The organism is Streptomyces spongiae (assembly GCF_009377185.1).
GTDB classification, from domain to species: domain Bacteria; phylum Actinomycetota; class Actinomycetes; order Streptomycetales; family Streptomycetaceae; genus Streptomyces; species Streptomyces spongiae.
Window position 1 is genome coordinate 1 of the sequence record NZ_VJZC01000212.1, and the last position, 15,177, is coordinate 15,177.

Genomic DNA, 15,177 nt, shown 5'->3' on the forward strand with positions numbered 1-15,177 from the left:
TACCTCCCCCTACCGCCCCGGCGCCCGCACCTGCGTCGCGGCGGATCACACCACTGTGGACAGGCTCAACGGCTCCGGCAGCTGACGAACGTACTTGCGGAGAATTGAGCCCTTCACGACTGCCGCGCGCACGCTTGTGACCACTCTTGTCCGACTTCCGACCGGCACCCGGATCACCACGACCAAGCGCTGTGAACCGCTGAGTGGCACGCCCTTCGTTCCCCGCAGCACCCAACGGGGCTCGGGGCTCAGCTCGCCGGTCGCCTCCAGGAGCGGGACGGTGCGCCTACCGGTCCGGGTCCGGCTGACCTCGCCCAGGGAGCCCTGCACCTGAGCGATCCTCAGCTGCGGGCCGAGCTTGAAGGTCGTACCGATCTCCGTCTCCTCGGTGACCTTCAGCGGTGCCATCGACCAGGCGAGCGGCGGTTCGCCGCCGTTGCCCCCCGCGCCGGCGGAGGTGGACAGTTCGAGGTCGATCTGCACATGGTCGAGGCGCGGGGACACCGGCTCCGTGGCCATCGTCACCGCGAGGTGGACCACGTGGTAGACGGCCCGCGCGGCCTCCTGCTCGACAAACAGGGCCATGTCGCGGTCCTCGGCGACGTACTCCGGGGTCACGGGCACGGACAGCGGCCCACCGAGCAGGACGCGCCCCTCCAACGGCGGGCCGGGCGGGGCCGGTTCACCGGCACGTCCGCGGCGGTCGAGAGCGAGCGACAGTGGTTCCTCGAAGAGTTCCGGAAAAGCGTGCTCGGTCATCTGACGCGTCCCCCTGTTGCGCATCCCCCGTCCGGCCCGTCACAGCCGGAACCCCCAACGATCCCACCCGAGAGATTGCCACGAAAAGGTGCGCATCATGCCTGGAACCAGTGACATACCCGGAACAGGCGGCATGCCGGACCAACCGACCACCATGCCGCCTCGGAGCCTGACGCGCAGTCGTGCCCGGCGCCCTGAGCCGCTTCCTGTCCGCGCCGGACTGCCTACGATCACGTCGTGGTCCTCTTCGCCCTGGAACGCGTCACCCCGCTCCCCGTCGACCAGGCGTGGCTGCGCCTCACTGACTGGGAACGCCACGCCGACGTAGTCCCCCTGACCCGCGTCACCCTGCGCACAGCCCCGCCGACCCGCGAGGGCACCGTCTTCGTGGCCCGCTCCGGGGTCGGCCCCCTCGCGTTCGACGACCCCATGGAGGTCGTCACCTGGCGGCCACCGGCGAGGGACACCACCACCGCCGCCCAGTGCCGCCTGGCCAAGAAGGGACGCTTCGTCACCGGCTGGGCGGAGATCGAGGTCCATCCGCACGGCGACGGCGGATCCCGAGTGATCTGGCGCGAGGACCTGTCGGTGCGCCTCCTGCCCCGCGCCTTCGACCGGCCCCTGGCACGGACGGCCCACTGGACGTTCGGCCGCGCGGTGGACGGCCTGCTACGGGAGCCCGGCTCCCAAGGACGAGCGACACGGTACTGACGCCGTACTGACGCGGTTCTGACGCGGTTCTGACGCGGTTCTGACGCGGTTCTGACACGGCGTCGGCGCGTGTCCGGCGGAACGAAGGGCACCGCATAAACCCGCAACACTTCGCCGGTTTTCGTACAACCATTCCATTTCATCGAAGGTCTTGCCCGTGCTGATCCTGGCGGTCCTTCCGGTCCGGCCAGGCACATGGAGCCGTACCGCACCCTCGTGGAGCGGCCCTTGTCGACGGGAGAGAGACGTTGCACCTTCGTATCCGCCGCGCTTCCCTGGCTACCGCCACGGCGGCGGCGATCACCGGGGGCCTGCTGGTCCCCCTGACCTTCACCGCCCAGCCGGCGGCGGCCGCCGACAGACCGGCGGCCACGCGCTTCCCCGACGACTTCAACGGTGACGGTTACCGCGATCTGGCGACCTCTTCGTCCCAGGCCGACCTCAGGGTCGAGGGCACCGCGGAGAACGCCGGCTGGGCCGCCGGGTACGTTTCGGTCGCCTACGGCTCCGCGTCCGGCGTACAGCGGACCGGGCTCAAGGCCATCACCCAGGACAGCCCCGGTGTGCCCGGAAAGGCGGGGCTCAACAACGGTTTCGGCGATGTGATCGCCAACGGAGACTTCAACGCGGACGGTTACGCGGACCTCGCGGTCAGCGCCTCCTGGTCGGACGTGGTGGAGAAGGACGACGACCGTGGCAGGGTCACCCTGCTCTGGGGCAGCCCGGGTGGCCTCACGGGCGGGGCCCAGGTGGCCGACAACGCCCCGGCGGCGTCCGGCAACTTCGGCAGCGCGCTCGCCGCCGGTGACTTCACCGGCGACGGGAAGACCGACCTGGTGATCGCCCACCGGAACCGGCTCGATCTGTTCCGGGGCCCCTTCAGCTCCGCCGGGAAGCCCGCGGGCGTGGTGCCGGTGGACCCCGGTATGACGCTCTCCTTCGGCTTCTGGCAGAACGGACGACTGGCCGTCGGACGAGTCAACAAGGGCGCGATCGACGATCTGGTCATCCTCGGGGACAAGACCCCCGGCAGCCACAAGCCGGGCCGGGTGATGCTCGGCGGTGCCTCCGGACTGCGGTCGACACCGGTGACGGTTCGCGCGGGGTCCACCGCCGTGGTCGCCGACTTCGACAAGGACGGTTACGGGGACATCGCCGTCGGTGACAGCTACCACACCGTCGAGGACTGGTCCGCGACCGGCCGTGTGCACGTCTCTTACGGTTCTGCCCGGGGGATCGACCCGGACCGCGCCGTCAGGGTCATCACCAAGGAGACCCCGGGCGTGCCCGGGGCGCCCGGCGACATGAACCAGTTCGGACACGACCTGGGTGCCGGGGACATCACCGGTGACGGCTACCCGGACCTGGTGGTCTCCGGCTACGGCGAGGGGTGGCCGGAGACGGACGACGGAGGCAGCCCCGACCACGGCGGTGGCGGCCTGTACGTCCTGCCGGGCAGCGCCTCCGGGGTGAAGGCCAGGGACACGAAGTTCTACGCGCCGACCGCTCCCGGCTTCCCCACGGGGTGGGCCCGCGTCCGTATCGGCTTCAACCTCAAGGTGTCGGACCTGACCGGCGACAAGAAGCCGGAGATCTCCCTCGGCCTGCCGGACCGGCGGCAGATGGACGGCGCCATCTGGACGACCGGGGTGAAGAGGGGGGTCGTCGGGGCCGGCGGTACGCGTACGGTCTCCGCCCCGTCCGACGAGAAGATCGAGCGTCACAAAGGCTTCGGCCGACTCCTCGGCCGCTAGCCGGCCGGACCGCCCGCGGCGTCTCGTCTGCCGGGTTCCTGTGGGTGTTCGGGTGCGGGTCGTGGGTGGCTGGTCGCGCAGTTCCCCGCGCCCCTTAAGAGCAGGGACTCGCCCGGTGGCTTTTCAGGGGCGCGGGGAACTGCGCGAGCAACCACGACGGACCCGCACCCGAACGCCCACAAGAACCCGGCAGACGCTAGGCCACCGACCCGATTCTCCTCACCGGTATCCGCTCCGGTGCCGCGTCGTGATGGATCGGTGTGTGCGCCCCGGTCAGTGACACCCCGCTGCCGCCCCGCCGGACCGCGACGATCTCGGACGCGATGGACAGGGCCGTCTCCTCCGGGGTACGGGCCCCGAGGTCCAGGCCGATCGGGGAGTGGAGGCGGGACAGCTCCCGTTCCGTCAGGCCGACCTCGCGCAGGCGCGCGTCGCGGTCGAGGTGGGTACGGCGAGAGCCCATCGCGCCGACGTACGCCACGGGCAGCCGCAGCGCGAGCTTCAGCAGTGGTACGTCGAACTTGGCGTCGTGGGTGAGGACGCACAGGACCGTTCGGGCGTCGACCGGGGTGCGCTCCAGGTACGTGTGCGGCCACTCGACCACCACCTCGTCGGCCTCCGGGAAGCGGGCCGTGGTCGTGAACACCGGGCGGGCGTCGCAGACCGTCACGCGGTAGCCGAGGAACTTGCCGACGCGGACGAGTGCCGAGGCGAAGTCGATCGCGCCGAAGACGATCATCCGGGGCGGTGGGACCGAGGACTCCACCAGCAGCGTGAGCGGTGCTCCGCAGCGCGAGCCCCGCTCTCCGATCTCCAGGGTGCCGGTGCGGCCGGCGTCCAGGAAGGCGCCCGCCTCGGCCGCGACCGTACGGTCCAGTTCGGGGTGGGCGCCGAAGCCGCCCTCGTACGTGCCGTCGGACACACCCTCGTCCACACCGTCGGGTCGTACGAGGAGCGCGCGGCCCAACAGCTCCGCCGGGCCGGAGACGATCCGGGCCACCGCCACCGCCTCGCCCCGCGCGGCGGCGGAGAGCGCGGACGCGAGCACCGGGCGGGCCAGGTCGCCGGAACGGACCGGCGTGACGAGGATGTCGATGACGCCACCGCAGGTGAGGCCGACGGCGAAGGCGTCCTCGTCGCTGTAGCCGAAGCGTTCGAGGACCGGCTCGCCGTCCTCCAGGGCCTGTCGGCACAGGTCGTAGACCGCGCCTTCCACGCAACCGCCGGAGACCGAGCCGATCGCCGTGCCGTCGGCGTCCACCGCGAGGGCGGCGCCCGGCCGGCGGGGCGCGCTGCCGCCGACGGCCACGACGGTGGCCACCGCGATGTCGCGTCCCTGCTCGACCCACCGGTGCAGTTCTTCGGCGATGTCCAGCATCTCTCGGTCTCCTCCGCCGGCCAGTGGGTTACGTACCGGTCAGGTGCTCCGGGCGTACCGGCGTCCTGTTCAGTTCCAGTCCCGTCGCGTCGCGGATCGCCGCGAGGACGGCCGGAGTCGACGACAGGGTGGGGGCCTCTCCGGCGCCGCGGAGACCGTACGGGGCGTGGTCGTCGGCGAGTTCGAGCACGTCGACGGGGATGGTCGGGGTGTCGAGGATCGTGGGGATGAGGTAGTCCGTGAAGGAGGGGTTCCTGACCTTCGCCGTCCTCGGGTCGACGACGATCTCCTCCATCACCGCGACGCCCAGCCCCTGCGTCGTGCCGCCCTGGATCTGGCCGACGACGGAGAGCGGGTTGAGCGCCTTGCCGACGTCCTGGGCGCAGGCCAGCTCGATGACCTTGACCAGGCCGAGTTCGGTGTCGACCTCGACGACGGCCCGGTGCGCGGCGAACGAGTACTGCACATGGCCGAAGCCCTGTCCCGTGCGCAGGTCGAAGGGTTCGGTGGGCCGGTGGCGCCACTCCTCCTCGACCTCGACGGCCTCGTCGCCGAGCACGTCCACCAGGTCGGCGAGGACCTCGCCGCCGTCGGTGACGACCTTGCCGCCCTCCAGGAGGAGTTCGGCGGTCGCCCAGGCCGGGTGGTAGGTGCCGAACCTGCGGCGGCCCAGCTCCAGGACCCTCTCGCGCACCAGCTCGCAGGCGTTCTTCACGGCGCCGCCGGTGACGTACGTCTGGCGCGACGCCGACGTCGAGCCCGCCGATCCCACCTGTGTGTCCGCGGGGCGGATCGTCACCTGTGCGACGCCCAGTTCCGTGCGGGCGATCTGCGCGTGGACGGTGACGCCGCCCTGGCCGACCTCCGCCATGGCCGTGTGCACCGTCGCCACCGGCTCGCCGCCGACGACCTCCATGCGCACCTTCGCCGTCGAGTAGTCGTCGAAGCCCTCGGAGAAGCCGACGTTCTTGATGCCGACCGCGTAGCCGATGCCGCGGACGACGCCCTCGCCGTGCGTGGTGTTGGACAGGCCGCCCGGGAGCTGCCGTACGTCCGCGTCCTCGCCCGCCGTGAGCCACTGCTGCTCGGGCGGCAGCGGCATCGCCTTGACGCGGCGCAGGAGTTCGGCGACCGGGGCCGGGGAGTCGACGACCTGGCCGGTGGGCATCACGGCCCCCTGCGACATGGCGTTCAGCCGCCGGAACTCCACCGGGTCCATGTCCAGCTTCGCGGCCAGCTTGTCCATCTGCGCCTCGTACGCGAAGCACGCCTGGACGGCGCCGAAGCCACGCATGGCGCCGCAGGGCGGGTTGTTGGTGTAGAGGGCGACGGCCTCGATGTCGACGTCGTCGACGACGTACGGGCCGGCGCCCAGCGAGGCGGCGTTGCCGACGACCGCCGGTGAGGAGGAGGCGTACGCGCCGCCGTCCAGCACGATGCGGGCCTTGAGGTGGGTGAGCTTGCCGTCCTTCGTCGCGCCGTGCTCGTAGTACAGCTTCGCCGGGTGGCGGTGGACGTGTCCGAAGAAGGACTCGAAGCGGTTGTAGACGATCTTGACGGGTTTGCCGGTGCGCAGGGCGAGCAGGCAGGCGTGGATCTGCATCGACAGGTCCTCGCGACCGCCGAAGGCACCACCGACGCCGGAGAGTGTCATGCGGACCTTCTCCTCGGGCAGGCCGAGGACGGGGGCGATCTGCCTGAGGTCGGCGTGCAGCCACTGGGTGGCTACGTAGAGGTCGACGCCGCCGTCCTCGGCGGGGACCGCGAGGCCCGACTCGGGGCCGAGGAATGCCTGGTCCTGCATGCCGAAGACGTACTCGCCCTCGACGATCACGTCGGCACGCCGACGGGCCTCCTCCACGTCGCCGCGGATGATCGGCTGGCGGTGGACGATGTTCGGGTGCGAGACGTGGGACGCGTGGTGGTCCGTGCGGTTCTCGTGGACGAGGACCGCGTCGGGCGCGGTCGCGGAGGCCTCGTCGGTAATGACCGGCAGCTCGCGGTACTCGACCCTGATCTTCGCGGCGGCGCGGCGCGCGGTCTCCGGGTGGTCGGCGGCGACGACCGCGACGGGCTCGCCGTGGTGACGGACCTTGCCGTGGGCGAGGACCGGGGTGTCCTGGATCTCCAGGCCGTAGTGCTTCACCTCGGTCGGCAGGTCGTCGTACGTCAGGACGGCGTACACACCCGGTGTCGCGAGGGCCTCGCTCGTGTCGATGGAGACGATCTCGGCGTGCGCGACCGGGGAGCGCAGGATCTGGCCCCAGAGCATGTCCTCGTGCCACATGTCGGACGAGTACGCGAACTCGCCGGTGACCTTGAGGGTGCCGTCGGGGCGGAGTGTGGACTCGCCGATGCCGCCCCTGGTCCGCGAGCCCTGGGTGAGCTGGGTGGGAGTGCCGTTGGTCCGCATGGGCTCAGACCGCCTCTCCCTGCCGGGCGGCCGCCAGGCGGACCGCGTCCATGATCTTCTCGTAGCCGGTGCAGCGGCAGAGGTTGCCCGACAGGGCCTCGCGGATGTCCGCGTCGGTGGGGTTCGGGTTGCGCTCCAGCATCTCGTCGGCGGCGACGAGCAGGCCCGGGGTGCAGAAGCCGCACTGGACGGCGCCCGCGTCGATGAATGCCTGCTGGACGGGGGCCAGTTCGGTGCCCTCGCCGGTCCCGGAGTCGGTGCCCTGCGCCGACCACCACCTGGCCTCGTCCAGCGAGGTCCCACACGCCCCCGTACCGCGGGAGCGCTGCTGGGCGTACTCCGCAAGCCCCTCCACCGTGACGACCTCGCGCCCCTCGACCTGACCGGCCGCGACCAGGCACGAACACACCGGCACGCCGTCCAGCCGTACGGTGCACGACCCGCACTCGCCCTGCTCACAGGCGTTCTTGGAACCGGGCAGTCCCAGCCGCTCCCTCAGCACGTACAGGAGGCTCTCGCCCTCCCACACGTCGTCGGCTTCCTGCGGACGGCCGTTGACCGTGAAGTTGACGCGCATTACGCAGCTCCCTCGGTGGCGCGGTCGGTGCCGCGGTACGACTCCCAGGTCCACATCAGCGTCCGGCGGGCCATGACGCCGACCGCGTGGCGACGGTAGCCCGCGGTGCCCCGGACGTCGTCGATCGGGTTGCAGGCGGCGGAGCAGAGCTCGGCGAACTGCCGGGCGACGGACGGGGGGATGATCCGGCCGCTGTCCCAGAAGCCGCCCTCGTCGAGCGCCGCGCCCAGGAACTCCTCGGCGACCGTGGCGCGGACGGGGGTGGGAGCCGCCGAGCCGATGCCCGTGCGGACCGTGCGGGTCCCGGGGTGCAGCGCGAGACCGAAGGCGCACACCGCGATCACCATCGCGTTGCGCGTGCCCACCTTCGAGAACTGCTGCGGTCCGTCCGCCTTGTTGATGTGGACCGCGCGGATCAGCTCGTCGGCCGCGAGGGCGTTGCGCTTGACGCCCGTGTAGAAGGCGTCGATCGGGATGCGCCGCGAGCCCCGTACGGACTCGGCCTCGACCTCGGCGCCCGCCGCGAGGAGCGCCGGGTGGGCGTCGCCGGCCGGGGAGGCGGTGCCGAGGTTGCCGCCGACGCCGCCGCGGTTGCGGATCTGCGGCGAGGCGACCGTGTGGGAGGCGAGGGCGAGGCCCGGCAGCTCGGCCCGCAGGTTCTCCATGATCCGGGTGTACGGGACCGAGGCTCCGAGCCGGACGCTGTCCTCGCCGACCTCCCACTCGTAGAGGTCGCCGACGCGGGTCAGGTCGAGGAGGTACTCGGGTCGGCGGTGGTCGAAGTTGATCTCGACCATCACGTCGGTGCCACCCGCGATCGGCACAGCGGTGGGATGCTCGGCCTTCGCGGCGAGCGCCTCCTCCCAGCTGGCGGGGCGAAGGAAGTCCATGACCGGCTCTCTTCTTCGTCTCTTCTTGGTCTCGTGGGTCGTTCCCTTTGAGCCAGATCGTGTGCGGGTGGCCCGGCTCGTTCCTGAGCTGTTCACAGGGGATGAGTCCAGTACACAGCCCCGTACTCGGGCGGGGTCAGTCACGGAAAACATGAAGGAGTTACCTGGCCAGAACGCCCATCTTGTAGATTCGTATGAACGAAGGCCATCGGTAACGTCTCCGTTTCCCCCGGGAAACAGCGAGCACAGCCACGAAAGCCCAGGACACCGCCCCGGCGGCCGGAAAGCACCCCCGACGACGACCCCGACAAGAACGGCGGCGAAGACACATGCGGCTGCGCGCACTGCTGGACACCGACGCGCTGGGCCTGCGGCTGCTCGGTGGCGAGGACGAACTGGACCGCACCGTGCGCGGTGTGATGACCACGGACCTGCGCGACCCCAGCCGCTATCTCTCGGGCGGTGAGCTCGTCCTCACGGGGCTCGCCTGGCGCCGGGACGCCACGGACTCCGAGCCGTTCGTACGGATCCTGGTGGGCGCCGGGGTCACGGCGCTCGCGGCCGGTGAGGCCGAGCTGAGGGAGGTGCCGCAGGACCTGATCGTGGCCTGCGCCCGGCACCGGCTGCCCCTGCTCGCCGTCAACGAGTCGGTGGCCTTCGCGGCGATCACCGAGCACGTCGTCCGGCAGGTCTCGGGCGAGCGGGCCGGTGACCTGGCGGCCGTGGTCGACCGGCACCGCCGGATGATGACCTCGGGACCGGCCGGCGGCGGCCCGGACGTGGTCCTCGACCTGCTGGGCTCCGACCTGGACCTGCGCGCCTGGGTGCTCTCGCCCGCCGGGCGGGTCGTCGCGAGCCCGAGGGTGAGCGGGCCGGCCTTGCCCGCCGACGTGTGCGCCGGGCTGGCCGCCGAGCATCTGGCGGCGACACGCACGGGCCGGCGCGCACCGCACCGGGTGGCCGTGGGCACGACGACGTACTCGCTGTTCCCGATCCGCAGCACCGGCCGGACCGCGGCCGCCGCCCGGGACGTGCGCGAGACCGTGCTCTCCGAGTGGCTGCTCGCGGTCGAGGCGGACGCCGGGGACTGGGCCGAGGAACGGCTCGACCTGCTGCACGGGGTGACCCAGCTGATCGCGGTCGAGCGCGACCGGCGGGAGGCGGCCCGTACGGTACGGCGACGGCTCGCCCAGGAGGTCCTGGAGCTGGTGCAGACGGGTGCCGCGCCCGCCGAGATCGCGGCCCGGCTGCGGGTGGCGGCCCCGGTGCTGCTGCCGGGCATGGGCGCGGCCCCGCACTGGCAGGTGGTCGTGGCCGGCGTGGACTGGGACGGTGGGGAGATCGACGGCGGGCCGGTGGCGCAGGCACTGCTGGAGGAGATCCTCGTCGAACCGTCCCCGGGCTCACCGGGCTCACCGGGCTCACCGGGCTCACCGGGCTCACCGGGCTCACCGGGCAAGGGGTACCCCCAGTCGACCGGCCCCGAGCACTTCGACCGCGTCGCCGTGGCCCACACCGGTGACGAGGCGGTCGCCCTCGTCCCGCTCCCGGCGGTCTCCTCCGAGCACGACGGCTCCGAGACCGGGATCCTCGCCGACACCCTCCTGCAGTCCGTGCGCGACCCGCTGACGGCCGGGCTGAACGACGACGGACGGGTGACGCTCGGTGTGAGCGCGGCGGTTCACTCGGCCGAGGGACTGCGCGGGGCGCTGGAGGAGGCACGGCACGCGCGCAGGGTGGCGGCGGCGCGGCCCGGCCGGGTGTGCGCGGCGGGCCACCAGGAGCTGGCCTCACACGTGCTCCTGCTCCCGTTCGTCCCCGACGACGTACGACGTGCCTTCACCGCGCGCCTCCTGGACCCCCTGCGTGACTACGACCGCCGCCACCGCGCCGAACTGATCCCCACCCTGGAGGCGTTCCTCGACTGCGACGGCTCCTGGACGCGCTGCGCCACCCGCCTGCACCTGCACGTCAACACGCTGCGATACCGGGTGGGCCGTATCGAGCAGTTGACGAGCCGGGACCTCTCGCGCCTCGAGGACAAGCTGGATTTCTTCCTGGCGTTGCGCATGAGCTGAGGTCACGGGGGTGCGCGGTGGGAGGCACGCGGTGCCGTCCGTGCGCCCCGTCTCACCCCATGACTTTGTGAAATCCTTCACCCGACCCCTTGGCCGGGTACCGCGATCCGTGCTGAGATGCCGCCACCACTCAACAGCTCGAAGGCGCGCTCGGGGAGGGCAACGTGGCGTATCCCGCCATGTCTGGTACGGGAACGACCTCAGGTGACGATCCGCTCCAGACCGCGGTATGGCGGTTGCGCTCGCGCGCCTGCTGGGCCGACGCGGCGGCGCTGATCCGGCCGACCACGCCGGCGGCCTCGCTCCAGCGGACCTCGCTCCTCGTCGAGCGCTGTCTCTACACCGAGCAGGGCTGGGAGGACGCGGAGGACGCGCTCCGCACGGCCGAGGCGCAGGCCCAGAGCGACGACGAGCGGGGAGCGGCGGCCTGTGAGCGCGGTCAACTGGCCTACGCGGCCACGCTGTTGGGCGTGCGGGACCGGGCGGACGAGGCACGGGCGGCGCTCGGCCGGGCGGCGGCCCTGATCGCGCCGGGCGCACCGGGCCGGGCCCTGCTGGACTTCCGCCGCGGCCTGCTGGCCGAGAACCTGGCCCACTCCCCGCAGTCCGCCCGGGCCGCCTACCGCCGCGCCCACGCGGGCGCCACCGCCCACGGCGACCTGCTGCTGCTCTCGTTCACATGGCGCCACCTCGCCGGACTCGCCCTCCGCGAGGGCGAACTGGCCGAGGCCCGCCACGGCTTCACCGAATCCCTCCGCATCCGCGAGGAACTCGGCTACCTCGTCGGCACGGCCCCGGCCCTCGCGTCCCTGGCAGACGCGGAAACGGACCCGGAAGCAACCCGCCTACGAGCAGAAGCCACCCGCCTCTTCCGTCTACTCGGCGGCGTCCCCACCTGGCTGTCCCGCCAACTGGCTCCACCGGCGGCAACGGCATAAGGACACCCGCGCTCCGTCAGGGGCGCGGGGCTGCACCGATACGCGGCTCCGCCGCACGGCCGCGAGCAACCAGGACGCGCCCCATCAGGGGCGCGGGGAACTGCGCGACCAGCCACACACAACCCGCACCCGGCAACGACCAAAAGCCCGACGGCGCGCGCCCCTGAAAGGGGCGCGGGGAACTGCGCGACAAGCCACAAGCAACCCGCACCCAGGAACCAGCCGAACCCCCAACGCCGCACTCACACCCCAGAGAAGTGCTCCTGCAACAACGCCTGCACGGCCCCCACATCCCGCGCCCCCAACGCATCCAGCAACGCGAGATGCACAGCCGCATCAGCCATCAACCCCGCCCGACACCGCGGCGTCGGCTCGCCCCCCAACGCCCACTGGGAACGCCGATGCAGATCCTCCGCGACCCGCACCAACTGCTCGTTGCCCGCAAGCCCCAGCACCGCCCGGTGAAACGCCCGGTCCACCTCACCGTACGAAGCCCGGCACCCCGACGCCGCCACCCGCGCCGTCTCCTCCGCGAGGGGCCGCAACTCGGCCCAGCGCTCGACGGGCAGCGTACGGGCCAGCCGCAGCACGACGGGCATCTCGATCAGCGCCCGGATCTCGGCGAGTTCGGCCAGCTCGCGAGCACCACGCTCGACGACGCGGAAGCCGCGGTTGGGCACGACCTCGACGGCGCCCTCCAGGGCGAGTTGCTGCATGGCCTCGCGCACGGGAGTCGCGGACACCCCGAAGCGCTCGCCCAGCACGGGCGCCGAGTACACCTCACCCGGCGTGAGCTCCCCCGCCACGAGCGCGGCGCGCAGGGCGTCGAGGATCTGTCCGCGCACGGAGGCCCGCTGCACGACCGGACGCGGGATGGGCGCCTCGCTGTGGGTGTGCTCGCCACGGACCGCGTCGCCCCGCCCGGGACGAGCCGCCCCCGGGGCGATCCCCCGCTCCCGGTTCACATCCGTCACCCCGGGCTGCTCCGGCACCCGGGCAGTCCGCCCGCGCACCTCGGCGAACCCGGCCCCGGACCCGGCCCCGGACCCGGACGCGCCCTCGACCTCGACCTCGCCCTCGCCCTCGCCCTCGCCCTCGCCCTCCGTGGAGCCCTGCGGGTCGCGCGGGCGCGGTCCGGCCTGCTCCACGGGGTCTCCTCCGGGGTCGATGGTGTGCGAGGTGCTCGAATTTCACTGCGGGGGTTGTTACTGGTCGTAAAGCACCATAAACGCACCGAGCGTCAGTTCAAATATCGACCGCTTCGGGTAAGGTAAGCCTTACCTGTTGATCACCGCTCGGCTCGACGGCCGCGAAACGGGGGGTCCCCATGCCGCTTGCAGCACCGGCCGCGTCGCCGGTCTCGGATGCGTACACCCGGCTCACCGACGTGTATCCGTATCTGGGCGTGACGGAACTCTCCCCCGCGGACGAGACACCACGGGGTGACGGCTGGGTCTCCGTCGCACGGCTCGCGGAGGGCGGAGCCGACCTCGACACCTTCCTCACCTGGGACGACGAGCAGATACTGCGGGACTACGGACAGAAGGGCCGCCCGGACGTCGTCGCGAGCTTCGGCCTGCACCGGTACGCCTGGTCGGCCTGCCTGCTGTTCACCGTCCCGTGGTTCCTGTCGCGCCGGGTGCCCCGCTTCCCCGTGGAACACGTCGCCTTCCAGCGGACCGAGGGCCGCCTGGCCGTCCGGGTCGGCGCGTTCGCATGCCTGCCGGACGACCCCGCGGCCCGCCTGCCCGGCGCGCGGGCCGTACCGGACGAGGAGGCCCTGCGGGCCGAGGTGCGGGCGGCGGTCGCCGAGCACGTGGAACCGATCCTCACCGGCTTCGGCCCGCGGATGCGGCGCCGCGGGCGCGCCCTGTGGGGCATGGCGACCGACGAGGTCGTCGAGGGGATCTGGTACGTCGCCCAGCTGCTCGGCGAGGAGGAGCGCGCCCAGCGCGAGCTGGAGCTGCTGCTGCCCGGCACGACCAAGCCGTACGTCGGTTCCGCGGCCTTCCGCGAACTGACGGGCCCGGACGGCGAGTCGTTGCCCACCCGGGACCGGGTGAGCTGCTGCATGTTCTACACGCTGCGCCCCGAGGACACCTGCCCCACCTGCCCGCGCGTCTGCGACACGGAACGCGTCGCCAAGTTGACGGCGGCCGCGTCCGCCTGACGCCCCGTACGGAGGGCCCGCATGGGCGCCCGCGCCCGTGCGGCCCACACGGGCGCGGGCGCCCCGCGGGTCCTGTAACCGATCCGCAATGCTCCCCGGGTAGCGAAACGCGACATCTGCCGTAAGATCAACTCGCGCCATGGACCGAGCTCGGGTTACAGGAAATTCACAACTTCCTCACTCGTCACGGGAACTTTCCGAGGAACCACCCGTACGGGTAGTGTTGCTCGCACTCAACTCCCGTCCCTCGCGCGGTAGTTCGAGCAGAATGCCGCCCTGCGCATCTCCTTGCACTTCCTTGGCGGTCTCTTGCCCCGAAACCCCCTGAGGGCAGTGGGGATTGGGCCACTATGGCGGGCGTTACGCCCTATCCCAATGCAAGGGACCCCTGATGAGATTGACCGACATATCGCTGAACTGGCTGCTTCCGGGCGCCGTGCTGCTCCTGGGCATGCTGGCGGCGATGGCGGTGCTCGCGCGCGGCAAGCGGTCCGGGGAGCACGCGAAGACCGAGGACTCGTGGGAGCGCAGCGAGGAGCGCCGTCGGCGCAAGGAGGCCGTCTACGGCACCGCCTCGTACATCCTCCTCTTCTGCTGTGCCGCGGTCGCGGCGGCTCTCTCCTTCCGCGGCCTGGTCGGCTTCGGTGAGGAGAACCTGGCCCTCTCCGGCGGCTGGCAGTACCTCGTGCCGTTCGGCCTGGACGGCGCCGCCATGTTCTGCTCGGTGCTCGCGGTGCGTGAGGCCAGCCATGGTGACGCGGCCCTCGGCTCCCGGATACTCGTGTGGACGTTCGCGGGCGCGGCGGCGTGGTTCAACTGGGTGCACGCGCCCAGGGGCCTCGGCCACGACGGCGCCCCGCAGTTCTTCGCGGGCATGTCCCTGTCGGCCGCGGTGCTCTTCGACCGCGCGCTCAAGCAGACCCGGCGTGCCGCGCTGCGCGAGCAGGGGCTGGTTCCTCGCCCGCTGCCGCAGATCCGTATCGTCCGCTGGCTGCGGGCCCCGCTGGAGACGTACAGGGCCTGGTCGCTCATGCTCCTGGAGGGTGTGCGCAGCCTGGACGAGGCCGTGGACGAGGTGCGCGAGGACCGGCGCCAGAAGGAGCAGGAGCGGATGCGTCGGCGCGATCAGCACAAGCTGGAGCGCGCCCAGCTCAAGGCCATCAGCCGTGGCCACGGCCCCCGGGGCCTGCTCGGCCGCGGCGACGGCCGGCAAGTGGAGACGACGACCGTCGAGCGGGCACCCGCGCAGGTCTCGTCGGAGCCTGCCATATCCACCCCGGAGCCGTTGCCCGTCCGTACGCGTCCCTCCCTGCAGCCCGTCCGCGGGGCTGACAAGCCGATCACCGTCGACCTCACCGCGGAGGACGACACCATGGCGCTGCCCCGGCTCGACTCCCTGGAGCGCAAACTCAAGGACCTGGAGCAGCAGTTCGGCTAGAACACGCTCCCGCCCGCGAAGGCACGCATCGCCTTCACGGGCCGAACGGGGCGGGGGCGCGGCATACGAGC

The 15,177-nt window shown here is 72.0% G+C and carries 12 protein-coding genes; 6 read left to right on the top strand and 6 right to left on the bottom strand.

Features of this window, described 5'->3' with window-relative positions; all coding sequences use genetic code 11:
* Positions 1-45 precede the first annotated feature (45 nt).
* Positions 46-759 (bottom strand): hypothetical protein, encoded by a 714-nt coding sequence (locus FNH08_RS25690; RefSeq protein ID WP_152773913.1) that lies wholly within the window; start codon positions 757-759, stop codon positions 46-48.
* Between the two features lie 237 nt (positions 760-996).
* Between FNH08_RS25690 and FNH08_RS25695 the strand changes: the two genes are divergently transcribed.
* Together FNH08_RS25695 and FNH08_RS25700 are read left to right on the top strand one after the other, a co-directional pair.
* Positions 997-1,470: an SRPBCC family protein gene (locus FNH08_RS25695; protein ID WP_322725369.1), complete on the top strand. Its 474-nt coding sequence runs from the start codon at positions 997-999 to the stop codon at positions 1,468-1,470.
* Positions 1,471-1,718: 248 nt separating this feature from the next.
* Positions 1,719-3,224: an FG-GAP repeat domain-containing protein gene (locus tag FNH08_RS25700; protein WP_152773914.1), complete on the top strand. Its 1,506-nt coding sequence runs from the start codon at positions 1,719-1,721 to the stop codon at positions 3,222-3,224.
* A 196-nt stretch (positions 3,225-3,420) separates the two neighbouring features.
* On the opposite strand, the gene FNH08_RS25705 is transcribed toward FNH08_RS25700, so the two are convergent.
* From FNH08_RS25705 to FNH08_RS25720, 4 genes are read right to left on the bottom strand one after another with little or no spacing between them, the layout of a single operon-like run.
* Positions 3,421-4,602, bottom strand: coding sequence for an XdhC family protein (locus FNH08_RS25705; RefSeq protein WP_152773915.1), 1,182 nt, complete (start codon positions 4,600-4,602; stop codon positions 3,421-3,423).
* 28 nt (positions 4,603-4,630) lie between these two features.
* Positions 4,631-7,015, bottom strand: a complete 2,385-nt coding sequence (locus FNH08_RS25710) for a xanthine dehydrogenase family protein molybdopterin-binding subunit (RefSeq protein ID WP_152773916.1) — start codon at positions 7,013-7,015, stop codon at positions 4,631-4,633.
* 4 nt (positions 7,016-7,019) lie between these two features.
* Positions 7,020-7,592: a (2Fe-2S)-binding protein gene (locus FNH08_RS25715; protein WP_152773917.1), complete on the bottom strand. Its 573-nt coding sequence runs from the start codon at positions 7,590-7,592 to the stop codon at positions 7,020-7,022.
* Positions 7,592-8,482, bottom strand: a complete 891-nt coding sequence (locus FNH08_RS25720; RefSeq protein ID WP_152773918.1) for an FAD binding domain-containing protein — start codon at positions 8,480-8,482, stop codon at positions 7,592-7,594. The genes FNH08_RS25715 and FNH08_RS25720 overlap by 1 nt, the downstream gene beginning before the upstream one ends.
* A 329-nt stretch (positions 8,483-8,811) precedes the next feature.
* Here FNH08_RS25720 and FNH08_RS25725 point away from each other — a divergent pair, with 329 nt between their 5' ends.
* Together FNH08_RS25725 and FNH08_RS25730 are read left to right on the top strand one after the other, a co-directional pair.
* The gene (locus FNH08_RS25725) at positions 8,812-10,560 is read left to right on the top strand and encodes a PucR family transcriptional regulator ligand-binding domain-containing protein (RefSeq protein ID WP_152773919.1); all 1,749 of its coding nucleotides are present in this window, start codon (positions 8,812-8,814) and stop codon (positions 10,558-10,560) included.
* A 164-nt stretch (positions 10,561-10,724) separates the two neighbouring features.
* The gene (locus tag FNH08_RS25730) at positions 10,725-11,498 is read left to right on the top strand and encodes a hypothetical protein (RefSeq protein ID WP_322725371.1); all 774 of its coding nucleotides are present in this window, start codon (positions 10,725-10,727) and stop codon (positions 11,496-11,498) included.
* Between the two features lie 242 nt (positions 11,499-11,740).
* On the opposite strand, the gene FNH08_RS25735 is transcribed toward FNH08_RS25730, so the two are convergent.
* Entirely contained in the window at positions 11,741-12,511 is a 771-nt protein-coding gene (locus FNH08_RS25735) for a GntR family transcriptional regulator (RefSeq protein WP_322725372.1), read from the bottom strand.
* A gap of 314 nt (positions 12,512-12,825) precedes the next feature.
* On the opposite strand from FNH08_RS25735, the gene FNH08_RS25740 reads away from it, so the two are divergent.
* Entirely contained in the window at positions 12,826-13,668 is an 843-nt protein-coding gene (locus FNH08_RS25740; protein WP_152773921.1) for a (2Fe-2S)-binding protein, read from the top strand.
* Between the two features lie 391 nt (positions 13,669-14,059).
* Positions 14,060-15,106, top strand: a complete 1,047-nt coding sequence (locus FNH08_RS25745; RefSeq protein WP_152773922.1) for a DUF2637 domain-containing protein — start codon at positions 14,060-14,062, stop codon at positions 15,104-15,106.
* The last annotated feature ends 71 nt before the right edge of the window (positions 15,107-15,177 follow it).